The organism is Streptomyces sp. NPDC058375, assembly GCF_042723425.1.
Lineage (GTDB): Bacteria > Actinomycetota > Actinomycetes > Streptomycetales > Streptomycetaceae > Streptomyces > Streptomyces durocortorensis.
The window spans coordinates 1-22,587 of the sequence record NZ_JBHXJG010000065.1 but is presented as its reverse complement, the minus strand read 5'-3'; the positions used below and the strand labels follow the sequence as shown (position 1 = coordinate 22,587).

24 protein-coding genes and 1 pseudogene are annotated in these 22,587 nt (G+C 73.6%); 20 read left to right on the top strand and 5 right to left on the bottom strand.

Features of this window, described 5'->3' with window-relative positions; all coding sequences use genetic code 11:
- Positions 1-68 precede the first annotated feature (68 nt).
- A complete protein-coding gene (locus ACFWM7_RS13810) occupies positions 69-1,313 on the top strand; it encodes an RNA polymerase sigma factor (protein ID WP_383259774.1) in 1,245 nt (414 codons plus the stop codon).
- Positions 1,314-1,440: 127 nt separating this feature from the next.
- Here ACFWM7_RS13810 and ACFWM7_RS13805 read toward each other — a convergent pair whose 3' ends face one another.
- Positions 1,441-1,977, bottom strand: coding sequence for a hypothetical protein (locus ACFWM7_RS13805; RefSeq protein ID WP_383259740.1), 537 nt, complete (start codon positions 1,975-1,977; stop codon positions 1,441-1,443).
- 103 nt (positions 1,978-2,080) lie between these two features.
- The gene (locus tag ACFWM7_RS13800) at positions 2,081-2,539 is read right to left on the bottom strand and encodes a MarR family winged helix-turn-helix transcriptional regulator (protein ID WP_383259737.1); all 459 of its coding nucleotides are present in this window, start codon (positions 2,537-2,539) and stop codon (positions 2,081-2,083) included.
- Between the two features lie 95 nt (positions 2,540-2,634).
- Here ACFWM7_RS13800 and ACFWM7_RS13795 point away from each other — a divergent pair, with 95 nt between their 5' ends.
- Both ACFWM7_RS13795 and ACFWM7_RS13790 read left to right on the top strand, forming a co-directional pair.
- Entirely contained in the window at positions 2,635-3,726 is a 1,092-nt protein-coding gene (locus tag ACFWM7_RS13795; RefSeq protein ID WP_383259735.1) for an epoxide hydrolase family protein, read from the top strand.
- Positions 3,727-3,765: 39 nt separating this feature from the next.
- On the top strand, positions 3,766-5,127 hold the full coding sequence (locus tag ACFWM7_RS13790; protein WP_383259732.1) for a BTAD domain-containing putative transcriptional regulator: 1,362 nt from the start codon (positions 3,766-3,768) through the stop codon (positions 5,125-5,127).
- A gap of 26 nt (positions 5,128-5,153) precedes the next feature.
- Here the strand turns inward: ACFWM7_RS13790 and ACFWM7_RS13785 are convergent, their stop codons facing one another.
- Entirely contained in the window at positions 5,154-5,603 is a 450-nt protein-coding gene (locus tag ACFWM7_RS13785; RefSeq protein ID WP_383259726.1) for an erythromycin esterase family protein, read from the bottom strand.
- A 59-nt stretch (positions 5,604-5,662) separates the two neighbouring features.
- Here ACFWM7_RS13785 and glmS point away from each other — a divergent pair, with 59 nt between their 5' ends.
- From glmS to ACFWM7_RS13745, 8 genes and pseudogenes are all read left to right on the top strand, one after another.
- Entirely contained in the window at positions 5,663-7,510 is a 1,848-nt protein-coding gene (gene glmS / locus ACFWM7_RS13780) for a glutamine--fructose-6-phosphate transaminase (isomerizing) (protein ID WP_383259723.1), read from the top strand.
- Between the two features lie 27 nt (positions 7,511-7,537).
- Positions 7,538-7,906 carry a holo-ACP synthase gene (locus tag ACFWM7_RS13775; RefSeq protein ID WP_383259720.1) on the top strand — a complete coding sequence of 123 codons (369 nt, stop codon included), beginning with the start codon at positions 7,538-7,540 and terminating at the stop codon, positions 7,904-7,906.
- 283 nt (positions 7,907-8,189) lie between these two features.
- Positions 8,190-9,638, top strand: a complete 1,449-nt coding sequence (locus tag ACFWM7_RS13770; RefSeq protein ID WP_383259718.1) for an NAD(P)H-hydrate dehydratase — start codon at positions 8,190-8,192, stop codon at positions 9,636-9,638.
- A gap of 21 nt (positions 9,639-9,659) precedes the next feature.
- Positions 9,660-9,755: pseudogene (locus ACFWM7_RS13765) on the top strand (DUF488 family protein); the annotation flags it as partial.
- 77 nt (positions 9,756-9,832) lie between these two features.
- Positions 9,833-11,005, top strand: a complete 1,173-nt coding sequence (gene alr, locus ACFWM7_RS13760) for an alanine racemase (RefSeq protein WP_383259714.1) — start codon at positions 9,833-9,835, stop codon at positions 11,003-11,005.
- The gene (locus ACFWM7_RS13755; protein WP_383259712.1) at positions 11,002-12,258 is read left to right on the top strand and encodes an alpha/beta fold hydrolase; all 1,257 of its coding nucleotides are present in this window, start codon (positions 11,002-11,004) and stop codon (positions 12,256-12,258) included. The genes alr and ACFWM7_RS13755 overlap by 4 nt, the downstream gene beginning before the upstream one ends.
- A complete protein-coding gene (gene tsaE / locus ACFWM7_RS13750; RefSeq protein WP_383259709.1) occupies positions 12,227-12,796 on the top strand; it encodes a tRNA (adenosine(37)-N6)-threonylcarbamoyltransferase complex ATPase subunit type 1 TsaE in 570 nt (189 codons plus the stop codon). Before ACFWM7_RS13755 ends, tsaE begins: the two co-directional genes overlap by 32 nt.
- 163 nt (positions 12,797-12,959) lie before the next feature.
- On the top strand, positions 12,960-13,166 hold the full coding sequence (locus ACFWM7_RS13745; protein WP_383259706.1) for a hypothetical protein: 207 nt from the start codon (positions 12,960-12,962) through the stop codon (positions 13,164-13,166).
- A gap of 16 nt (positions 13,167-13,182) precedes the next feature.
- On the opposite strand, the gene ACFWM7_RS13740 is transcribed toward ACFWM7_RS13745, so the two are convergent.
- Entirely contained in the window at positions 13,183-13,722 is a 540-nt protein-coding gene (locus tag ACFWM7_RS13740; protein WP_383259700.1) for a hypothetical protein, read from the bottom strand.
- A gap of 193 nt (positions 13,723-13,915) precedes the next feature.
- Here ACFWM7_RS13740 and tsaB point away from each other — a divergent pair, with 193 nt between their 5' ends.
- From tsaB to ACFWM7_RS13710, 6 genes are all read left to right on the top strand, one after another.
- The gene (tsaB, locus tag ACFWM7_RS13735; protein ID WP_383259771.1) at positions 13,916-14,563 is read left to right on the top strand and encodes a tRNA (adenosine(37)-N6)-threonylcarbamoyltransferase complex dimerization subunit type 1 TsaB; all 648 of its coding nucleotides are present in this window, start codon (positions 13,916-13,918) and stop codon (positions 14,561-14,563) included.
- Positions 14,560-15,063, top strand: coding sequence for a ribosomal protein S18-alanine N-acetyltransferase (gene rimI, locus ACFWM7_RS13730; RefSeq protein ID WP_383259695.1), 504 nt, complete (start codon positions 14,560-14,562; stop codon positions 15,061-15,063). Before tsaB ends, rimI begins: the two co-directional genes overlap by 4 nt.
- The gene (tsaD, locus tag ACFWM7_RS13725; RefSeq protein ID WP_383259689.1) at positions 15,063-16,187 is read left to right on the top strand and encodes a tRNA (adenosine(37)-N6)-threonylcarbamoyltransferase complex transferase subunit TsaD; all 1,125 of its coding nucleotides are present in this window, start codon (positions 15,063-15,065) and stop codon (positions 16,185-16,187) included. The genes rimI and tsaD overlap by 1 nt, the downstream gene beginning before the upstream one ends.
- Positions 16,184-16,453, top strand: coding sequence for a hypothetical protein (locus tag ACFWM7_RS13720; RefSeq protein WP_383259686.1), 270 nt, complete (start codon positions 16,184-16,186; stop codon positions 16,451-16,453). The genes tsaD and ACFWM7_RS13720 overlap by 4 nt, the downstream gene beginning before the upstream one ends.
- Positions 16,454-16,566: 113 nt before the next feature.
- On the top strand, positions 16,567-17,031 hold the full coding sequence (locus tag ACFWM7_RS13715; RefSeq protein WP_383259682.1) for a VOC family protein: 465 nt from the start codon (positions 16,567-16,569) through the stop codon (positions 17,029-17,031).
- Positions 17,032-17,109: 78 nt separating this feature from the next.
- Positions 17,110-17,847: a hypothetical protein gene (locus tag ACFWM7_RS13710; RefSeq protein WP_383259679.1), complete on the top strand. Its 738-nt coding sequence runs from the start codon at positions 17,110-17,112 to the stop codon at positions 17,845-17,847.
- A 170-nt stretch (positions 17,848-18,017) separates the two neighbouring features.
- Here ACFWM7_RS13710 and ACFWM7_RS13705 read toward each other — a convergent pair whose 3' ends face one another.
- On the bottom strand, positions 18,018-19,244 hold the full coding sequence (locus tag ACFWM7_RS13705) for a methyltransferase domain-containing protein (RefSeq protein ID WP_383259675.1): 1,227 nt from the start codon (positions 19,242-19,244) through the stop codon (positions 18,018-18,020).
- A gap of 132 nt (positions 19,245-19,376) precedes the next feature.
- On the opposite strand from ACFWM7_RS13705, the gene ACFWM7_RS13700 reads away from it, so the two are divergent.
- The 3 genes from ACFWM7_RS13700 to groL all read left to right on the top strand — a co-directional run bounded on the left by ACFWM7_RS13700 (position 19,377) and on the right by groL (position 22,569).
- The gene (locus tag ACFWM7_RS13700) at positions 19,377-20,300 is read left to right on the top strand and encodes a polysaccharide deacetylase family protein (RefSeq protein ID WP_383259672.1); all 924 of its coding nucleotides are present in this window, start codon (positions 19,377-19,379) and stop codon (positions 20,298-20,300) included.
- A gap of 236 nt (positions 20,301-20,536) precedes the next feature.
- The gene (gene groES, locus ACFWM7_RS13695) at positions 20,537-20,845 is read left to right on the top strand and encodes a co-chaperone GroES (RefSeq protein WP_003966899.1); all 309 of its coding nucleotides are present in this window, start codon (positions 20,537-20,539) and stop codon (positions 20,843-20,845) included.
- A gap of 98 nt (positions 20,846-20,943) precedes the next feature.
- On the top strand, positions 20,944-22,569 hold the full coding sequence (groL, locus tag ACFWM7_RS13690) for a chaperonin GroEL (protein WP_383259670.1): 1,626 nt from the start codon (positions 20,944-20,946) through the stop codon (positions 22,567-22,569).
- The last annotated feature ends 18 nt before the right edge of the window (positions 22,570-22,587 follow it).

The window sequence follows — 22,587 nt, the reverse complement described above, 5'->3', positions numbered from 1 at the left end:
CGGGGGAGGACCCCCCGGCGGCCGGCGAGAGCGTCTCGGCGGGGGAGGCCGGAGTTGCCGTCGAGGCGGTGTTCCGGGAGGAGCGCGGGCTGCTGCTCGCCTCCCTCGTCCGCCGGTTCGGGGACCTCGACCTGGCGGAGGAGGTGACGTCCGAGGCGATCGAAGCGGCCCTGCGCCACTGGCCGGCCGAGGGCGTCCCCGCCCGTCCCGGGGCCTGGCTGTTGACGACCGCGCGACGCAAGGCCGTGGACCGGCTGCGGCGCGACCGGGCGTACGCGGCCCGGCTCGCCGTCCTCCGGGCCGACGCGGAACGGGCGGAGCCCGCCGCGCCTGCGGCGGACGCGGGATCCGTCCCGGGTGCGGGATCCGCCTCGGGCGCCGGGGTCGGTGAACTGGCCGACGAACGGCTTCAGTTGTTCTTCACCTGTACCCACCCCGCCCTCGCCGCCGAGGACCGTGTCGCCATCACCCTGCGCTGCCTCGCCGGCCTCACCACACCGGAGGTGGCCCGGGCCTTCCTCGTACCGACGGCGACCATGGCCCAGCGCATCGTGCGGGCGAAGAAGAAGATCCGCGAGGCCCGGATCCCGTTCCGGGTGCCCGGCCCCGACGAACTGCCCGAGCGGCTGCCCGGGGTGCTCCAGGTCGTCTACTCGGTGTTCACGGAGGGGTACGCGGCCAGCTCCGGCCCCCGTCTCCAACGGCTCGACCTGGCCGAGGAGGCGGTCCGCCTCGCCCGGATACTGCGCCGCCTGCTGCCCGGCGAACGGGAGACCGCCGGGCTCCTCGCGCTGCTGCTCCTCGTCCACGCCCGGCGCGACGCGCGGACGGGGCCGGAGGGCGAGCCGGTGCTCCTGGAGGAACAGGACCGGGGGCGCTGGGACCGGGCGATGATCGAGGAGGGGCGCGACCTCGTGGTCCGGGCCCTGACCGGCGGACCGGCCGGGCCCTACGGGGTGCAGGCGGCCATCGCCGCTCTGCACGACGAGGCGGCGGACGTGGAGTCCACGGACTGGGTGCAGATCGTGGCCCTGTACGACGTCCTGCTCACCCTCACCCCGTCCCCCGTGGTGGCGGTGAACCGCGCCGTGGCGGTCGCGATGCGGGACGGGCCGGGGGCCGGGCTCGCGTTGCTGGACGCGTTGGCGGGAGGGTCGAGGCTGCGCGCGTACCCGCCGTACGCGGTGGCCCGGGGGGATCTGCTGACCCGGCTGGGGAGGGGCAGGGAGGCGGCGGTGGCGTACCGGGAGGCGCTGGAGTCGGCGGGCACCGAGCCGGAGCGGGCGGCGCTCCGGCGGAAGCTGGGGGAGTAGGCGGAGGCCGTGCCCGAGCCGGGTGGATGCCGTACGGGCGGCGATCGCCGACGATCACCGGCGAACCCTGCCTGATCGGCTGGTGCATCCGTGCATCCGTGCATCCGTGCATCCGCGCATCCGCGCATCAGGCGATCCGGGCGCAGATGCTGTCCGTCCTGACCGCCGGACCGGCCACGGTCTTCGCGCCGGTGGGGCTGATGTCGAGCGTGTACGCGCCGTCGACGACGTACAGGCCCCGGGCGAGGTTGCCGTCGCCGACGCCGAGCAGCACCGGGCCGAGCACCCGCCAGAACTGGGCCCCGGAGGCGTGCACGTCGACCAGCGCGGTGCCGCTCACGTTGGCGTCGTAGTGGGCTCCGGTCTCCTTGTTCGTCACCCGGATCACGAGGTCGCCCTTGTAGGCGGTCCGGGTCACGCCCTCGGCGGGCGAAGGCAGTTCGCGGCTGACCACCTCGTCCACGATCGGCTCACCGTGGACCGGGAACGCGCACCGCTCGCCCGCCGGGACGTCCCAGGGGGCGGAAGGGGCCGGTTCCCAGCCGGAGCCCTGGGCGGTGGCGCCGGCGGGCGGGGCCGCTGTCGCGTGGGCCGTGTTGAGTCCGAGGGCCAGCACTGTCACGCACGCCGTGCCGAGGGCCGTGCCGAGAACGCTTCTACGCATGAGAACTCCCCGATCGTCCGTCCGGCAGGCCGAGGTCCCGGCCTGCCGGACGATGATCTGCCGGGGCGCTCACCAAACTCTCACCACGGGGCCTTTGGCGGGGTCAGCCCTGCTCGCCGCGGTGGTGATCCACGAGGCGCGTGAGCAGGTCGGTCAGGGTCCGTCGGTCGGCCCCGGGCAGCGGGGCGAGGAACGCGTCCTGGGCGGCGGCCAGCAGCCGGTCGAGGCGGGTGAGTTCCCGCCGGCCCGCCGCGGTGATGCTGACGATGTTGCGCCGGCGGTCCTCCGGGTCGGGCGCCCGCTCGATGAGCCGCCTCTCGGCCAGGTCGTTGACGGTCGCCACCATGTCGCTGCGGTCGATGCCCGTGCGGCGGCCGAGGGCAGCCTGGCTGGCGGGGCCGTACTCCTCCGACGCGGCGAGCAGGGCGTAGTGGTAGCGCCGGACGCCGGCCTCGGCGAGCGCCTGGTCCACGATCCGGTTGGCCGCCAGCGCCGCCTGGTTGGTCAACCGGCTCGGCAGTGCGCGCAGCCGCTGCGGCGGCGTCCCCTCTTCGATGTCCACGGGTGCAACCTAACAAATCGTTGGCCGCACCCACGATCGAGCGTATGGTGGGTCGGGCCAACGTTGGTGGCACCAACGACAGGGAAGGTTCGACCATGATCAAGCCGTTCCGCATCGACATCCCCCAGGCCGACCTCGACGACCTGGACGACCGGCTCTCCCGTACCCGCTGGCCCAACGAGATCGCCGACGCGGGGTGGGACTACGGCTTCCCGCTGGCGCGGCTCAAGGAGCTGGCCGACCACTGGCGCACGGGCTACGACTGGCGCGAGCACGAGGCCGCGCTCAACGAGTTGCCGCACTTCACCACGCGGATCGACGGCCAGAACGTGCACTTCGTCCATGTCCGGTCGCCGAGACCCGACGCACTCGCGCTGATCCTCACCCACGGCTGGCCCGGCTCCTTCCTGGAGTTCCTCGACGTGATCGAGCCGCTGGCGCGCGACTTCCACCTGGTGATCCCGTCCATCCCGGGCTACGGCTTCTCCGGGCCGACCCACGAGCGCGGCTGGGACATCGCCCGCATCGCGCGGGCCTGGGCCGAGCTGATGCGCCGCCTCGGGTACGAGCGGTACGGCGCGCAGGGCGGCGACTTCGGCTCGGGCATCTCGACGGCGCTCGGCGCGGTGGCCCCCGAGCGGGTGGCCGGGGTGCACGTCAACTACCTGCCGACCCGGCCGGACCCGGACGCCGGGGTCGAACTCTCCGCGGCGGACGAAGCCCGGCTGGACCAGGTCAGGCGGATGATGGCGAACCGCCCGCCGTACCAGGCGTTGCAGGCCGCCACCCCGCAGACCATCGGCTACGCGCTGACCGACTCGCCGGTCGGCCAACTGGCCTGGATCGCCGAGCGGTTCGCCCAGTGGACGGACCCGCGTACACCGATCGGCGACGAGCGGATGCTCACCGACGTATCGCTGTACTGGCTGACCGCCACCGCGGCCTCCTCGGCGCGGCTGCACCGCGAGGCGGCGCGGCGGAGCGAGCCGTGCCCGGTGCCGCTCGGCGTGGCGGTCTTCGCGCACGACATCACGCGGTCGGTGCGACCGCTGGCCGAGCGGCTGTACGACATCAGGCACTGGTCGGAGTTCGACCGCGGCGGCCACTTCGCCGCGATGGAGGTGCCGGAACTGCTCGCCGCGGACGTCCGGGAGTTCTTCCTCAAGCTTCCCGCCCGCGTTTCCTAGGGGTGGTCCCGCGGGCAGGGTCGGCCGGATGCTTTCCCGATGGAACTCCAGTTGCTCGGACCGTTCGCCGCCCTCCACCACGGGCGGCCGGTGCTCGCCGGTCTGCGCCGTCAGGAACGCTGCCTGCTGGCGCTCCTCGCCCTGGAGGCGGGCCGGGCCGTTCCGACCGGCCGGCTCATCGACCTGCTCTGGAACGGCGAGGCCCCGGCCGGGGCCCGGTCCACCGTCCACACGTACATCGGCCGGCTCCGCGCCTCCCTCGGGCCCGACGGCGTACGCCTGGAGACGCGGAACGACGGCTACCTCCTGCGCCCGGACGGCCATCTGATCGACGCCCGGGCCTTCGAGGACGGCGTACGGGCGGCCGCGGCGGCCGTGGACGACGAGGAGCGGGTCCGCCACTACGACCGGGCGCTGGCCCTGTGGCGGGGCGAGCTGCTCGCGGACGTCGCGGACGAGGCCCTGCGCGACCGGATCGGCCGGCGGCTCGCCGCGCTGCGGCTGTCGGCGGCGGAGGAGCGCGCCCGGCTCCTGCTCGCGCTGGGGCAACACGAGCGCGTCGCCGCCGAACTGCCGCCGCTCGCCGAGGAGCACCCCGAACGCGAACGCCTCGTCGCGGACAGCATGCTCGCCCTGCACCGCAGCGGGCGGTCGGCGGACGCGCTCCGGCTCTACCGGGCCGCGCGCGGCACCCTGCGGTCCGCCTTCGACGCCGAACCGGGGCGGGACCTGCGCACGCTGTACGACCGGGTACGCCGGGGCGACCCGGGCCTGCGGCGGGCCGCGACGCCCACGTACGCCGTCCGGGTGCGGGGGGAGTGGCTGCCGTGGAACACCAGCGGGGATCCGGCCCTGGAGTTCTGCAACACCTACGCCGGCTGGGGCGGCGAGCGGCGGCCCGGCTCGGAGTGGCTGCGCGGCTACCGCACCCTCGCCGTCTGGGCGGGGCACCTGGACCTCGTCGACGACCGTACGGTCACCCGGCTGCTGCGGAGGGCGCAGGAGCGGCCCGAGGAGGCGAGCGCCGTCCTGGAGGGGGCGCGGGAGTTCCGGAGCGCGCTGTACGGCTGCCTCGTGGACGAGCCGGGCGGGGGCGGGCGGAACGGTGCCTTCGACCGGGTCGCCGAGGTGGTCCAGGAGGCCATGCGCCAGGCCGTCTTCGTCCGGGGCGAGGACGGCCTCGGGCGCTGGACCCCGCACCCGGACGCCGGGCCCCGGCTCCCGCTGTACGCCGTGGCCCAGCGCGCCGCGGACCTGCTCGCCGACCCGCGCCGCCTCACCGTCCGGGCCTGCCCGGGGAAGGGCTGCGGGTGGCTCTTCCTCGACGCGGGCGGGCGACGCCGTTGGTGCAGCCTGGGGGTGTGCGGGCGGGCGGAGACGGGTGCGGGAGGCCCGTCGTGAGAAAGGTTCGGGAGCACCGGGGCGGATCACGGTCCGGTCGTCGTCGGGGGCTCCCCGTGGCGGAGAGGACGGGCCGGTGTCACGTGCCGCCGGTGCACGAGGATGTCGAACCACTCGGCCGGGGAGCCGCCCGTCATGTGGTGTGCGGTGTCGTCGTCCGGGTCGTGGCGGGGGCCGATGGCCCGGGACACGGCGGTCCCCGCCAGCCAGTCGGCGACCGGCCGCGGAGCGTCCGTGCGGAGGTTCAGCGGGTAGTCGCCCGCCGTGTCGTCCTCCAGGACCGATTCCACCAGGGGCGGTACGGGCCAGGGCACCCGGTGGGGCCGGGCTCCGGTGTACGTGGCCAGTTCGCCCCGGCCGAAGGTGAGCCCGATCGACGAGTACCGCTCCCCGAGCCGAGGGCTCCTGCTGTTCCGCGTGACCGTCCCACTGCGCCGACATACGCGGGTGCCTCCTGCCGTAGGTGAGTCACGCACAGGAATGGTGTGTCGTCAGCATTCCTCCCGCAAGGCACTTCCGGCCTTATGGTGCCGCTATGTGCGGAATCGTGGGTTATGTCGGTATGCAGTCGGCGCAGGACGTCGTCGTCGCAGGACTCAAGCGCCTCGAATACCGGGGCTACGACTCGGCGGGCATCGCCGTTCTCGCGGACGGCGGGCTCGCCGCCGCGAAGAAGGCGGGCAAGCTCGTCAATCTGGAGAAGGAGCTGGGCGCCCGGCCGCTGCCGGCCGGGCGGACCGGCATCGGGCACACCCGCTGGGCGACCCACGGAGCGCCCACCGACGTCAACGCCCACCCGCACCTGGACAACGCGGGCCGGGTCGCCGTCGTGCACAACGGGATCATCGAGAACTTCGCGGCCCTGCGCCGCGAGCTGACCGGGCGCGGACACGCCCTGGGGTCGGAGACGGACACCGAGGTCGTCGGGCATCTGCTGGCCGAGGCGTTCTCGGCGGGCGGGGACCTGGCGGACGCCATGCGACAGGTGTGCCGGCGGCTGGAGGGGGCCTTCACCCTCGTCGCCGTACACGCGGACCAGCCAGGTGTCGTGGTCGGCGCGCGGCGCAACTCGCCGCTGGTGGTGGGCGTCGGGCAGGACGAGTGGTTCCTCGCCTCCGACGTCGCCGCCTTCATCGCGCACACCCGCTCCGCGATCGAGCTGGGCCAGGACCAGGTCGTCGAGCTGAGCCCCGAGGGCGTCACCGTCACCGGGTTCGACGGGGAGCCGGCGGACGTACGGGAGTACCACGTCGACTGGGACGCCTCCGCCGCCGAGAAGGGCGGTTACGCCTCCTTCATGCTCAAGGAGATCGCCGATCAGCCCCAGGCCGTCGCCGACACGCTCCTCGGGCGGGTCGACGGCGAGGGCGCGCTCCACCTCGACGAGGTCCGCATCCCCGACGCCGAACTCCGCGAGGTCGACAAGGTCGTCATCGTCGCCTGCGGCACCGCGTTCCACGCCGGGATGATCGCCAAGTACGCCATCGAGCACTGGACGCGGCTGCCCTGCGAGACCGAGCTGGCCAGCGAGTTCCGCTACCGCGACCCGATCCTCGACCAGCGCACCCTCGTCGTCGCCATCTCCCAGTCCGGCGAGACCATGGACACCCTGATGGCGCTGCGGCACGCCCGCGAACAGGGCGCGAAGGTGCTCGCCATCTGCAACACCAACGGCTCGACGATCCCGCGCGAATCCGACGCCGTGCTCTACACCCACGCCGGACCCGAGGTCGCCGTCGCCTCCACCAAGGCCTTCCTCACCCAGCTCGTCGCCTGCTACCTCGTCGCCCTCTACCTCGGCCAGGTGCGCGGCACCAAGTGGGGCGACGAGATCCGTACGGTGGTGCGCCAGCTGTCCGCGATCTCCGCCGAGGTGGAGAGCGTCCTGTCGACCATGGAGCCCGTGCGCGAGCTGGCCCGGTCCCTCGCCCACCACGACACGGTCCTCTTCATCGGACGCCACGTGGGCTATCCGGTCGCCCTCGAAGGCGCGCTCAAGCTCAAGGAACTCGCCTACATGCACGCCGAGGGCTTCGCCGCCGGCGAGCTGAAGCACGGGCCCATCGCGCTCATCGAGGAGGGCCTCCCCGTCGTCGTCATCGTCCCCTCACCGCGCGGGCGTTCGGTCCTGCACGACAAGATCGTGTCCAACATCCAGGAGATCCGGGCCCGGGGAGCGCGCACGATCGTCGTGGCCGAGGAGGGCGACGAGGCCGTCGTCCCGTACGCCGACCACCTCATCACCGTCCCCGTAACGCCTACGCTGCTTCAGCCGCTGGTCGCCACCGTGCCGCTCCAGGTCTTCGCCTGCGAGCTCGCGACGGCCCGCGGCAACGAAGTGGACCAGCCGCGCAACCTGGCGAAGTCCGTGACCGTGGAGTGAGCGAGTGAGCGAACGAGGGTGGGGGCCGTGATCATTGGGGTCGGCATCGACGTGGCCGAGATCGAGCGGTTCGGCGCCGCGCTGGAGCGTACGCCCCAGTTGGCCGACCGCCTCTTCGTCGGCGACGAGCTGACGCTGCCGAGCGGCGAGCGGCGCGGGATCGCCTCGCTCGCCGCACGGTTCGCCGCGAAGGAGGCCCTGGCCAAGGCGCTCGGCGCGCCGGGCGGGCTGCTCTGGAGCGACGCGGAGGTCTGGGTCGAGGAGAGCGGGCAGCCCCGGCTGCGGGTCCGCGGCACGGTCGCCGCCCGCGCGGCCGAACTGGGCGTGCGCGGCTGGCACGTCTCGCTCAGCCACGACGCGGGGGTGGCGTCGGCGGTGGTGATCGCGGAGGGGTGAGCGGCGGGGTGTCGCCGGGGACCGTACTGCCGGGGTGCCGCTGGGCGGCCCTCGCGGACTGACCGGGGTGTCGCTGGGCGGCCCTCGCGCCGGGGTCCTCGCGCTGGGGTTCTCGCGTCGCGGCCCTCGCGCTGGGGTCCTTGCGTGGCGGCCCTCGCGCCGGAGTCCTCGCGTCGCGGCCCTTGCGTCGCGGCCCTCGCGCCGGGGTGAGCGCCCGCCCGGATGAACCCGCCACGCCCCGCGACGCTGGCGTCCGGCCCCGTGATCGCGGAGGGTTGGACCCATGCGACGTGCCTACAGCGTGGAGACCGTACGGGCCGCCGAGGCCGCCCTCATGCAACGCCTGCCCGAGGGCGCCCTGATGCAGCGCGCCGCCGCCGGGCTCGCCGTGGCCTGCGGCGATCTGCTGCGGCGCAACGGGCGGGTGTACGGGGCCCGGGTCCTGCTCCTGGTCGGCAGCGGCGACAACGGCGGCGACGCGTTGTACGCCGGCGCCCGCCTGGCCCGCCGCGGCGCGGGCGTGCGGGCCCTGCTGCTCGCCCCCGACCGGGCCCACCCCGGCGGGCTCGCCGCGTTCCGCGCCGCCGGCGGACAGGTCGCCGGCGGGCCGGACGGGCTCGGCGTGCTCGACCTCGTCGTCGACGGCATCACCGGGATCGGCGGACGCGGCGGGCTCCGCGAGGACGCCACCGAGCTGCTGCACACGGTGACCCGGGACCGTACCCCCGTCATCGCCGTCGACCTGCCGAGCGGGGTGGAGGCCGACACCGGGGAGGTGCACGGCGAGGCCGTCCGGGCGGACGCGACCGTCACCTTCGGCACGTACAAGCCGGGCCTCCTGATCGACCCGGCCGCCGAACACGCCGGGGCCCTGCGGCTGGTGGACATCGGGCTCGGCCCGGACCTGCCCGAGCCGCCGGACCTGGAGGCGCTCCAGTACGCGGACGTGGCCGCGCTGCTGCCCGTGCCGGGCGCGGAGAGCGACAAGTACCGGCGCGGGGTCGTCGGCGTCGTCGCCGGGTCCGAGCGGTACCCGGGCGCCGCCGTTCTCGCCGTCGCGGGCGCGCTGCGCGGCGGGGCCGGGGCCGTGCGGTACGTCGGACCGGGCGCGGACGCGGTGATCGCCCGGTTCCCCGAGGCGCTGGTGCACGCCGGGCCGCCGTCGAAGGCGGGGCGGGTGCAGGCCTGGGTGGTCGGGCCGGGGCTGGGGGACGGGCGGCAGGCGGAGGCGGCCGTCGCCGATGTGCTGGCCGCCGACGTCCCCGTACTGGTCGACGCGGACGGGCTGCGGCTGCTGGACGCGGAGACCGTACGGACCCGGACCGCCCCGACCGTCCTCACCCCGCATGCCGGGGAGGCCGCCGCCCTGCTCGGCACGGCCCGCGAGGAGGTCGAGTCCGGGCGGCTCACCGCCGTCCGCGAGCTGGCCGCTCGCTACCGCGCCACCGTGCTCCTCAAGGGCTCCACGACCCTGATCGCGGAGGCCCGCGACACCCCCGTACGGGTCAACCCCACCGGGACGGCCTGGCTCGCCACGGCGGGCAGCGGTGACGTGCTCTCCGGGCTGACGGGCTCCCTGCTCGCGGCCGGGCTCGCCCCGCGCGACGCCGCGTCCGTCGGCGCGTACCTGCACGGGCTCGCCGCTCGGCACGGCTCGGACGGGGCCCCGGTCTCCGCGCAGGACGTCGCGGACGGCATCCCGGCTGCCTGGCGCGACGTGCGGGCGGGGTGAGCCGGGGCGATCGTGGAGAACGTGAGCGAATCCGTACGCGTACGCAGGGCCTACGACCCGGTCGAGGACGGAGACGGCACCCGGGTGCTGGTCGACCGGCTCTGGCCCCGGGGCATGTGATGAAACGTACATAAGTCCGGATACCGGCGTGCGCAGCCGGGGAGGCGGCGGACGCCTCTGAGAGACTGGGCGCGATGAACGAGACAGCGTCCCTGAGAGCCCGTGCCGAGATCGACCTCGCCGCGCTGCGCGCCAATGTGCGCGTCCTGCGCGAGCGGGCGGCCGGTGCGCAGCTCATGGCCGTGGTGAAGTCCGACGGGTACGGGCACGGCGCGGTGCCCTGCGCCAGGGCCGCCCGGGAGGCCGGGGCGACCTGGCTCGGCACCGCGACCCCGCACGAGGCGCTCGCCCTGCGGGCGGCCGGACTCGACGGCCGGATCATGTGCTGGCTGTGGACGCCCGGTGGGCCCTGGCGCGAGGCCATCGAGGCCGACATCGACGTATCGGCCGGCGGGATGTGGGCGCTGCGCGAGGTCGTCGCCGCCGCCGAGGCCGCGGGCCGCCCGGCCCGCGTCCAGCTCAAGGCAGACACCGGCCTCGGCCGGGGCGGCTGCCAGCCGGCCGACTGGCCCGAACTGGTCGGCGCGGCCCGCGACGCCGAACGGGCCGGGCACCTCCGGATCACCGGACTCTGGTCCCACTTCGCCTGCGCCGACGAGCCCGGCCACCCCTCGATCGCCGCCCAGCTCGCCGTCTACCGCGACCTGGTGGCGTACGCCGAGAAGGAGGGCGTGGAGCCCGAGGTGCGGCACCTTGCCAACTCCCCGGCCACGCTCACGATCCCCGAGGCGCACTTCGACCTCGTACGGACCGGCATCGCGATGTACGGCATCTCGCCCGCCCCCGAACTGGGCACATCCGCCGAACTGGGGCTGCGCCCCGTGATGACGCTCGCCGCCGCCGTCGCCCTGGTCAAGGACGCCCCGGCCGGACACGGCGTCAGCTACGGCCACCACTACACGACGTCCGCCAACACCACCCTCGGCCTGATCCCGGTCGGTTACGCGGACGGCGTCCCGCGCCACGCGTCGGGCAGCGGACCCGTCCTGGTCGACGGGAAGGTGCGCAGGGTCGCGGGCCGGGTCGCCATGGACCAGTTCGTCGTCGACCTCGGAGGCGACCGGCCCGAGGCGGGCGCGGAAGCGGTGCTGTTCGGGCCGGGCGACCGGGGCGAGCCGACCGCGCAGGACTGGGCGGAGGCGGCCGACACCATCGCGTACGAGATCGTCACCCGCATCGGCGCGCGCGTGCCCCGGGTGTACGTGAACGAGACGGCCGACGAGCTGACCGGGGGCGCGGCGCAGTGAGCGAGAGCAGCGCGGAGGCCGTGGTGGCCGCGACCGCGAACGTGGCAGGCGCGGCCGGTGCGGCCGGTGCGGCGGGCTGGCGGCGCGCCGGGATCGCCGGGGCCGCGATAGGGGTGCTCGCCGCCGGCGCGGCGGCCGGGGTCGCCGTCGAGCGGCTCACCGTCGGGCGCGGCATGCGCAAGAAGGCCCGCCTCGCGCTGGACGCGACCGGGCCCTACGGCTCGCTGCGCGGCACGCCGGGCCGGGCCGCCGCCGACGACGGCACCGAGCTGTACTACGAGGTCGACGAGGTGGAGGCCGACGGCGAGGAGGGCCCGGCCGGGCCCGCGGGCCGCCGCCGTCGTCTCTTCGGCCGAAAGGCCCCCGCCCCGGTCACCGTCGTCTTCAGCCACGGCTACTGCCTCGGCCAGGACTCCTGGCACTTCCAGCGGGCCGCCCTGCGCGGCCTCGTCCGCGCCGTCTACTGGGACCAGCGCAGCCACGGCCGCTCCGAGCGTGGCCGGGCCCAGGCGGACGGGGTGCCGGTCGGCATCGACCAGCTCGGCCGGGACCTGAAGGCGGTCATCGACGCGGCGGCCCCCGAGGGTCCGCTCGTGCTGGCCGGGCACTCCATGGGCGGCATGACGATGATGGCGCTGGCCGACCAGTACCCGGCCCTGATCCGGGACCGGGTCGCCGCCGTCGCCCTGGTGGGAACCTCCAGCGGCAAGCTCGGCGAGGTCAACTTCGGGCTGCCGGTGGCGGGCGTGAACGCGGTGCGCCGGGTGCTGCCGGGCGTGCTGAAGGCGCTCGGGTCGCAGGCGGAGCTGGTGGAGAAGGGGCGGCGGGCCACGGCGGACCTCTTCGCCGGGCTGATCAAGCGGTACTCGTTCGGTTCGCGGGACGTCGACCCGGCCGTCTCCCGGTTCGCGGAACGGCTGATCGAGTCCACCCCGATCGACGTGGTCGCCGAGTTCTACCCGGCGTTCACCGAGCACGACAAGAGCGGCGCGCTGCCCGCCTTCCGGGACGTGCCCGTGCTGATCCTGGCCGGCGACAAGGACCTGGTGACGCCCAGCCCGCACAGCGAGGCCATCGCGGACATCCTGCCCGACGCCGAGCTGGTGATCGTGCCGGACGCCGGGCACCTGGTGATGCTGGAGCACCCGGAGACCGTCACGGACCGGCTGGCCGACCTGCTCGTACGCAGCGGCACGGTGCCGGCCGCTAACGTTGGCGGACATGGAAGCACCGCACAACAGCCCGGCCGCTGAGACCGCACCGGAGACCGCCGAGGAGGCCTTCCCCGGCCCCGCCGGGGCCGTACCCGAGGCCGTCGCCGTGACGCTCACCGTCACCTCCCCCGAACAGATGCAGGACCTGGGCCGCCGCCTCGCCCGTGTGCTGGCCCCCGGCGACCTGGTGATGCTCACGGGCGAGCTGGGCGCCGGGAAGACGACGCTGACCCGGGGCCTCGGCGAGGGCCTCGGCGTACGCGGCGCGGTCACCTCGCCCACCTTCGTCATCGCCCGCGTCCACCCCTCCCTGGTCGAGGGCCCCGCCCTGGTCCACGTCGACGCGTACCGCCTGGGCGGCGGGCTCGACGAGATGGAGGACCTGGACCTGGACGTGTCGCTGCCGGAGTCGGTGGTGGTCGTTGAGTGGGGCGACGGCAAGGTCGAGGAGCTCTCGGAGGACCGGCTGCGGGTCCTCATCGACCGCGCCACCGGCGACACCGACGACGAGCGGCGCGAGGTGACCCTGGTCGGCATCGGGGCGCGCTGGGCGGGGCTGCGGGAGGAGCTGGCGTAACGCCCCCGGGAAGAACAGCCCGCGGGAAGGTCCGCGGGTGTGGCCTTCCCGACAGGGCGTCGGTAAATTGTTGCGCGGGGGACCGTGGTCGTGGTCACATGGGTACGAGACGTGGTTAGGTCTACCTAACCTCGCCCTCCACCGGAGCACCCAGGAGGCATCCATGCCGACGCCCGAGCGCGCAGCGCGACCGCAGCCGCGACCGACTCCGTCCGCCCTGTCGATGAAAGACCTGCTGGCCTCGTGCGCCGCGGCCACCGCGGTCTCCACCCCGCCGAGCGACACCACGGAGGCCGGTGAAGCCACCGGCGCGGCGGACCGGGACGGGGGCGGCGGCCACACGGACGCCGTCCGGCGCCACGCCGCATAGCGCCCGGTCACCAGCCCTACGGGACGACGACGACCTTCGCGCCGACCGTCGCGAAGGTCCACATCGCGTTGCCGTCCGCGCGCTTCATCCGCACGCCGCCGGTCTTCGACGTCGGGTCCGGGCTGGCCATCGAGCCGTCCTGCGCGGCGCTGAAGCCGATCGCCACCTCGTCCACGTTCGCGAAGCGGACCACGTGCTCGATCGGGACGCCGTCCGAGCCCTGGACCGTGCCCGAGCGCGAGGTGACCCGGTGGACGCCGGGCGGCGGGCTGACGGGGCTCGGCATGACCGTGAAGGTCCGGATCGACTTCTCGTCCTCGTTGACCAGCCACACCCGGCGGTCCTTCAGCGCGTACACGACGCGCTCGCCCTTGCCGGAGGAGGCCGGGACCGCCAGCGGGTCGGCCGGGGGCTTCGGCTTCGCGGAGGGCTGCGCCGACGCCGAGGCGGAGGCCTTCGCGCCGGGCGTGGAGGCCACCGAGCCGGGGGCGTTCGCCGAGGCCTGGTAAGCGAGGAAGGCGACCGCGGCGACCGCCGCCGCAGTGAGCCCGGCCACGATTCCCGAGCTTCCCCTTGCCACCGTGAGCTCCCCTTTCGACTGCCAGTTGCCGCATGTCGTACAAGCGTTTACGTCGTACCCGCGGATACCCGGTGACGGTAGCAGCAGAGGCGGTGCGGACCGGGACGCCGTACGGGACGCCGTAACGCCGTCGGCGGAGCCGTAGGCTGTTTGCGTGCTCTTGCTCGCCATGGATACCGCCACGCCCGCCGTCACCGTCGCCCTGCACGACGGTACGTCCGTCATCGCCTCCTCCGGGCAGGTCGACGCCCGTCGGCACGGGGAGCTGCTGCTCCCCGCCGTCGACCGGGTCCTCGCCGAGGCAGGGACGAAGCTCGACGCCGTGACGGGCGTGGTCGTGGGCGTCGGCCCCGGCCCGTACACCGGCCTGCGGGTCGGCCTGGTCACCGCCGCCACCTTCGGTTCCGTCCTCTCCGTACCGGTCCACGGCCTGTGCACCCTGGACGGGCTCGCGTACGCCGCGGGGGAGGCCGGTCTTGAAGGGCCCTTCGCCGTGGCCACGGACGCCCGCCGCAAGGAGGTGTACTGGGCGCGGTACGAGGACCCCCGCACCCGTACGGGCGAACCCGCCGTCGACCGGCCCGCCGACATCGCCGAGGCGCTGGCCGGGCTCCCCGTGGTCGGCGCGGGCGCGGCCCTCTACCCGGACGCCTTCCCGGACGCGCGCGGCCCCGAGCACGTAGCGGCGGCCGCGCTGGCCGCCCTCGCCGCCGAACGTCTCGCCGCCGGACAGGAACTGCTGGAGCCGCAGCCGCTCTATCTGCGCCGGCCCGACGCCCAGGTCCCGAAGAACTACAAGGTGGTCACCCCCAAGTGAGCGCCACCACCGCCGTACTGCGCGAGATGCGCTGGTGGGACATCGAACCGGTGCTGGAGCTCGAACACGCGCTGTTTCCGGACGACGCCTGGTCGCCCGGCATGTTCTGGTCCGAGCTGGCCCACGCCCGCGGCCCCGGCGCCACCCGCCACTACGTCGTGGCCGAGGTCCCCGCCACCGGCCGGATCGTCGGGTACGCGGGGCTCGCCGCCCTCGGCGACCTCTCCGACGTCCAGACCATCGCGGTCAGCCGCGAGACCTGGGGCACCGGCCTCGGCTCCGAACTCCTCACCGATCTGCTGAAGGCCGCGACCGCCTTCGAGTGCGCCACCGTGCTGCTGGAGGTCCGGGTCGACAACACCCGGGCGCAGAAGCTGTACGAGCGCTTCGGCTTCGAGCCGATCGGCTTCCGGCGCGGCTACTACCAGCCGGGGAACATCGACGCCCTGGTCATGCGCCTCACCCTGCACGAAGACGCAACGGAGAACGGGACTGAATGATGGCTGCCGACGAACCCCTCGTACTCGGCATCGAGACCTCCTGCGACGAGACCGGCGTCGGCATCGTGCGCGGCACGACCCTGCTCGCCGACGCCGTCGCCTCCAGCGTCGACACCCACGCCCGCTTCGGCGGCGTCGTCCCGGAGATCGCATCGCGCGCCCACCTGGAGGCGATGGTCCCCACCATCGAGCGCGCCCTGAAGGAAGCGGGCGTCAGCGCCCGCGACCTCGACGGGATCGCCGTCACCTCGGGCCCCGGACTCGCGGGCGCGCTGCTGGTCGGCGTCTCGGCCGCGAAGGCGTACGCGTACGCGCTGGGCAAGCCGCTCTACGGGGTCAACCACCTCGCCTCGCACATCTGCGTCGACCAGCTGGAGCACGGGCCGCTGCCCGAGCCGACGATGGCCCTGCTCGTCAGCGGGGGCCACTCTTCGCTCCTGCTGGCGCCCGACATCACCAGTGACGTCCGGCCGCTCGGCGCGACGATCGACGACGCGGCGGGCGAGGCCTTCGACAAGATCGCCCGGGTGCTGAATCTCGGCTTCCCCGGCGGCCCCGTCATCGACCGGCTCGCGAAGGAGGGCGACCCGGCGTCGATCGCCTTCCCGCGCGGTCTGACCGGCCCGCGCGACGCCCCGTACGACTTCTCCTTCTCCGGGCTGAAGACCTCGGTGGCCCGCTGGATCGAGGCGAAGCGCGCGGCGGGCGAGGAGGTGCCCGTACGGGATGTGGCGGCGTCCTTCCAGGAGGCCGTGGTGGACGTGCTCACGCGAAAGGCGGTGCGGGCCTGCAAGGACGAGGGCGTCGACCACCTGATGATCGGCGGCGGCGTCGCGGCCAACTCCCGGCTGCGCGCCCTGGCCCAGGAGCGGTGCGAGCGGGCCGGCATCCGGCTGCGGGTGCCGCGACCCGGGCTCTGCACCGACAACGGCGCGATGGTCGCGGCCCTCGGCGCGGAGATGGTCGCCCGCAACCGGCTCCCCTCCGACCTGGAGCTGTCGGCCGACTCCTCGCTGCCGGTCACGGAGCCGCACGTGCCGGGGGTCCACCATGAGCACACCCACTCGCACTCCCACAACCACGATCACGTGCACGAGATCAGCAAGGACAACCTGTACTCATGAGCGGCGCGACCATCGTCCTGATGTGGGAGGCCCGGGCCGTGGAGGGCCGTGGCGGCGAGCTTCTGGAGTGGGCCCGTGCCCGGGCCGCCGAGCTGGCCCGCGCGCCGCACCGCACCGAACTGCTGCGCGCCCCGCAGGACCGGGTGCTGGTGATGACGTGGTGGCAGGACGCCTCGTACGGTGACGACCTCCCCGAACTCCCCGAGCCCGACGCCGCCCTGATCACCCGGGCCGTGCACCGGTGGCGGTTCGAAGCGGTGGGGTGAGGCGCGGGGACCCGTCGCGTGTCCGATGAGTTCCGGGGGCGGGCCCGGTCTACCTTCCACGACGTCCGGACCGCCCGGCCCGGATGTGTGGACGGCCCGAAGAGGTGAAGGCCATGCAGAAGATCACCCCGTGTCTCTGGTTCGACGGTCAGGCCGAGGAGGCGGCCGAGCACTACGTCGCGATCTTCGGCGGTGACTCCCGGATCCTGGACGTCACCTACTACGGCGACGAGGCGCCCGGCCGGAAGGGCTCGGTGCTCACCGTCGGCTTCCGGCTCGCGGGGCAGGACTACATGGGGCTCAACGGCGGCCCGCAGTTCCCCTTCACCGAGGCGATCTCGCTCTCCGTCGACTGCGCCGACCAGGCTGAGGTGGACCGGTTCTGGGACGCGCTCTCGGAGGGCGGCGAGGAGGGCCGGTGCGGCTGGCTCAAGGACAAGTTCGGGGTGTCCTGGCAGATCGTGCCGAACGAACTGCCGCGCCTGCTGGCCGACCTGGACCCGGCCAAGGCGGGCCGCGCCATGAAGGCGATGCTCGGCATGGGGAAGCTGGACATCCAGGCCCTGCGCGACGCCTGACCGGCAGTCCGGCCCCGGGGCCGCATCGGTAGTGTCCTGAACGCGGACCCCTGAGGCCGCATCGGTAGTGTTCTGCGCATGCCACGCCGTGCCCCGATGCCGCCGCCTCCGCCGCCCGTCGAGATCCGCTCCTGGCCCGACCGCGAGGCGATGCTCGCCGACCGGGCGGTGGTCCTGGGCGAGTTGGTGAAGATGCACGTGGGTCCTGGGCGGCTCGGGCTGCTGGTGATGTGGGCCGCGCTCGTCGCGATCGGCTGGAGCCTGGTGGGCTCGGCACTCGTCATGTTCGAGCAGGCGTCCGACTTCTTCAGCGGCATCGCCGGAATCGTCAGTCTGGTCATCGGCGCGGCGGTCCTGATCCCGGCCGTCGCCTTCGTCTGCCTGGGCATCTCCCGGGACCGCGAGGTCCGTTCGCTGCTCGACGCCTGGGGCGCGCTGGACCGCGACCCGGAGCGCGACCGGCGGCTGAGGATGCCCGGGACGAGCCTCACCTGGCTGCTGCTGTCGTTCGCCCTGGGCGCCGTCGGGCTCGCCCTCTGCGTCATCGGACCCGCGAGCGCGCGGCCGGGCCGGGAGACGTACGGGCTGGTCGCCCTGGTGATGGGCGTCGGCATGGTCGCCTGGCTGACCGCGCTGATCGGCGCCACGAAGGCCCTGGCGCACCGCCGTTGGGTGCTGCGCGTCCTGGTGGGTGCGGGAGCCGGGTCCGGGCCCGGGGCTCGGCCCGGGCCCGGGGGCGCGGGGCCGGCGGCCGCGCGGGAGCCCGAGGCCGGACGCCCGCCCTTCGTCCGCACCGGCGGGCCCGGCCACCGCTGATCGAGCCCGTCCGGCGTTTGAGGACGGAACCCTTCGCCTGGTCGGCAGCCCCTTACGGGCCCTGTGGCAGGGGAGACCCTCGTCCGCACCCGAGAACGTGCTCGACGGTTCCGTCCTCAAACGCCGGACGGGCCGGGTGGGCCCGCCGGACGGCGGTCGAAGCGCCCGGCTCACCCCAGCGGGTGGCCGATCAGCATCGTCGGCGCCCCCGCCACCCGGGTCAGGAACACCGTCGCCGAGCCCGGCCCGCTCAGCTTCATCCGGCGGCGCAGCTCCTCCGGTTCGACCGGCGAGCCGCGCTTCTTGACGGTCAGCACGCCGACCTGACGTTCCCGCAGCAGCGCCTTCAGCCTCTTCATGTTGAACGGCAGCTGATCGGTGATCTCGTACCCGGAGACGTACGGGGAGGAGTACGGCACGTCGCTCGTGATGTACGCGATCGTCTCGTCCACCAGCCGTCCGTCGCACCGCTCCACGAGGTCGGCGACCAGATGCGCCCGGATCACCGCGCCGTCCGGCTCGTACAGATAGCGCCCGACCGGGCCCACCGGCGGGGCCGGCAGCGGGGCCGGGGCGGTCAGGGTCGCCCCGGACGGCAGCAGCGTGGCCCGGAACGCACCGGGCGCGAAGCCCTCCCCGTACCAGAGCACCGCCTCCTTCACGTCCCCGCCGTCCGAGATCCACTCGGCCTCCGCCTCCGGGCCGATCGCCTCGTGCGGGATGCCGGGGGCGATCTTCAGCGCCGCCCTGGGGGCCTTCAGCGCGGCGGCCGTCGCCCAGGAGAGGGGCGGTGAGTACGCCTCCGGGTCGAAGATGCGCCCCCGGCCGCCGCGCCGGGCCGGGTCGACGAAGACCGCGTCGTACGGGGAGGTGTCGATCTCCGTGACATCGGCGCACCGGACCTCGATCAGGTCCCCGAGCCCCAGCGCTTCCGCGTTGGCGCGGGCCACCTCGGCGGTCAGCGGGTCGCGGTCCACGGCGAGTACGGCGATCCCGGCGCGGGCCAGGGCGATCGCGTCACCGCCGATGCCGCAGCACAGGTCCGCCACGCTCCGTACGCCGAGCGCGGCGAGGCGGTCGGCACGGTGTTCCGCCACCGAGGTGCGGGTGGCCTGCTCGACCCCGTTGGGCGTGAAGTACATCCGGTACGCGTCCTCGGCCCCGAACTTCGCGGCCGCCCGCTGCCGCAGCCGGGCCTGGCCCAGGGCCGCCGACACCAGCTCCGCCGGGTGCGTGCGGCGCAGCCGGGTCGCGGTGGCCAGCTCGTCGGCGGGGTCGTGGTCGCGCAGCTCGGCCAGCAGCTGCCCGCCCTCGGGGGTGCGCAGCGCGGCGAAGGCGGCGCGGGCGGGGTCGTCGGCCGAGGAGGCGGAGGGGGTTGTTGCGTTCACCCGGTCCATTGTGGCCGGTGCGCCGGTGTGGGCCGCCCGGGGGACGGGGCGCGTCCGCTCGCGGTGTCGAAACGGCGCGCGGGTCGACGGCTGGCAGGATGCGGCGCCATGCAGCTAGTACGACAAAACGAAAAATCAGCCATGAAGCGGCACAGGTCGGGCGTCGTCGTGCTGGCGGCCCTGCTGGCCGCCGCCGTCGCCTCCGGATGCGCGGCGGAGGCGGGCGGCAGCGGCGCGGGAGCCCCCGGCGGACCCGCGAAGCCCACCGCCGGCCCCTCGGGCGACGCGGCCCCGCAGGCCGGGCCCGCCCCGGCCCCGGACTCGTACGCCGAGACGGTCAGGAAGAAGCAGGCCGCGCGGGCGGTCGCGGCGAAGAAGTGGGGGCTCGTCAAGACCCCGCTCGCTGCCCCCGAGCCGCCGAAGGTGAAGCCGCGCATCGCCACCCGCAAGGGCTTCGAGGTCCGGGACGACAAGGGGCTGCCGCCCGTCTTCACCACCGTCCCGACCAAGGAGAAGATCGTCTTCCTGACGATGGACGACGGGGCGGAGAAGGACCCCGAGCTGCTGCGGATGATGACGGAACTGGACATCCCGTACAGCGCGTTCGTCAGCGACTACGTCATCAACGACGACTACGGCTACTTCAAGAAGATGCAGAAGCGCGGGGTGACCATCAGCAACCACACCCTCAACCACCGCTATCTGCCCGGACTGTCGTACGCCGAGCAGAAGCGGGAGATCTGCGGCCAGCAGGAGAAGATCCTCAAGCACTACGGGAAGCGGCCCACCCTCTTCCGCCCGCCCTACGGCAACTACAACCGCGACACCCTCGTCGTCGCCAAGTCCTGCGGGATCACCGCCGTGCCCCTGTGGTCCTCCGAGGCCTTCCCCGACCGCATGGAATGGCGTGAGTGGGACCGGGACCTGCACCCCGGCGACATCGTCCTCACCCACTTCCGCGGCAAGGAGGACTGGAAGGGCTCGATGCCGGACATGATCCGCCGGGTCATGAAGACCATCACGGACAAGGGGTACGCGGTGGCGAAGCTGGAGGACTACGTCTGAGGGGGCGGTCCGGTCGCCCCCGGCCCCGACCGGGGCGGCGCGCGGGTGGTGAATTGGCACTCCGCTTGACCGAGTGCTAATCGCGGTCATAGTCTCGGGTCTGGCACTCCCCCCTGGAGAGTGCCAGCACCACACTGTGCGACAGGACAGGTCCGGCACCCGCGACGACGGATCGGTCCGATCGCCACCCACTGACTGCTAAACCCCGTGAGATCTCCGAAGGGGGAGACCGGATCGTGTCGACCACCAGCTCCAAGGTTGCGATCAAGCCGCTCGAGGACCGCATTGTGGTCCAGCCGCTCGACGCCGAGCAGACCACGGCTTCCGGCCTGGTCATTCCGGACACCGCGAAGGAGAAGCCCCAGGAGGGCGTCGTCCTCGCCGTGGGCCCGGGCCGCTTCGAGAACGGCGAGCGGCTTCCGCTCGACGTCAAGACCGGCGACGTCGTCCTGTACAGCAAGTACGGCGGCACCGAGGTGAAGTACAACGGCGAGGAGTACCTCGTCCTCTCGGCCCGCGACGTCCTCGCGATCGTCGAGAAGTAATTCACCCACGTTTGCTTGTGTTCTGCGCCCCTGGCCCCCTGCGTAACAACTAGCCGGGCGGCGAGGGGCGCAGTTCATTTTGAGAGGGAACACAGCCCATGGCGAAGATTCTGAAGTTCGACGAGGACGCCCGTCGCGCCCTTGAGCGCGGCGTCAACAAGCTTGCCGACACGGTGAAGGTGACGATCGGCCCCAAGGGCCGCAACGTCGTCATCGACAAGAAGTTCGGCGCTCCCACCATCACCAACGACGGTGTCACGATCGCCCGCGAGGTCGAGCTCGACGACCCGTACGAGAACCTCGGCGCCCAGCTCGTCAAGGAGGTGGCGACCAAGACCAACGACGTAGCGGGTGACGGCACCACCACCGCGACCGTCCTGGCCCAGGCGCTCGTCCGCGAGGGCCTGCGCAACGTCGCCGCGGGCGCCTCCCCGGCCGCCCTGAAGAAGGGCATCGACGCCGCCGTCAAGGCCGTGTCCGAGGAGCTCCTCTCCACGGCGCGCCCGATCGACGACAAGGCCGACATCGCCGCCGTGGCCGCGCTCTCCGCGCAGGACCCGCAGGTCGGCGAGCTCATCGCGGACGCGATGGACAAGGTCGGCAAGGACGGTGTCATCACCGTCGAGGAGTCCAACACCTTCGGTCTGGACCTGGAGTTCACCGAGGGCATGGCCTTCGACAAGGGCTACCTGTCCCCGTACATGGTCTCCGACCAGGAGCGTATGGAGGCCGTCCTCGACGACCCGTACATCCTGATCCACCAGGGCAAGATCGGCTCCATCCAGGAGCTGCTCCCGCTCCTGGAGAAGGTCATCCAGGCCGGCGCCTCCAAGCCGCTCCTGATCATCGCCGAGGACGTCGAGGGCGAGGCGCTCTCCACCCTCGTCGTCAACAAGATCCGCGGCACCTTCAACGCCGTCGCGGTGAAGGCCCCGGGCTTCGGCGACCGCCGCAAGGCCATGCTCGGTGACATCGCCACCCTCACCGGTGCGACCGTCATCGCCGAGGAGGTCGGCCTCAAGCTCGACGGCGCCGGTCTCGACGTGCTGGGCACCGCGCGCCGCGTCACCGTCTCCAAGGACGACACGACCATCGTCGACGGCGGGGGCAACTCCGAGGACGTCAAGGGCCGCGTCAACCAGATCAAGGCCGAGATCGAGTCCACGGACTCCGACTGGGACCGCGAGAAGCTCCAGGAGCGCCTCGCGAAGCTGGCCGGCGGCGTGTGCGTCATCCGCGTCGGCGCCGCCACCGAGGTGGAGCTCAAGGAGAAGAAGCACCGCCTCGAGGACGCCATCTCCGCGACCCGCGCCGCGGTCGAGGAGGGCATCGTCTCCGGCGGTGGCTCCTCCCTCGTCCACGCCGTGAAGGTCCTGGAGGGCAACCTCGGCAAGACCGGCGACGAGGCCACCGGTGTCGCGGTCGTCCGCCGCGCCGCCGTCGAGCCGCTGCGCTGGATCGCCGAGAACGCCGGCCTGGAGGGTTACGTCATCACCTCCAAGGTCGCCGAGCTCGACAAGGGCCAGGGCTTCAACGCCGCCACCGGCGAGTACGGCGACCTGGTCAAGGCCGGCGTCATCGACCCGGTCAAGGTCACCCGCTCCGCCCTGGAGAACGCCGCGTCCATCGCGTCGCTGCTGCTCACGACCGAGACCCTGGTCGTCGAGAAGCCGGCCGAGGAAGAGGCCGACGCCGGTCACGGCGGCCACGGCCACTCCCACTAGTACCTGCCGGTACGTCAC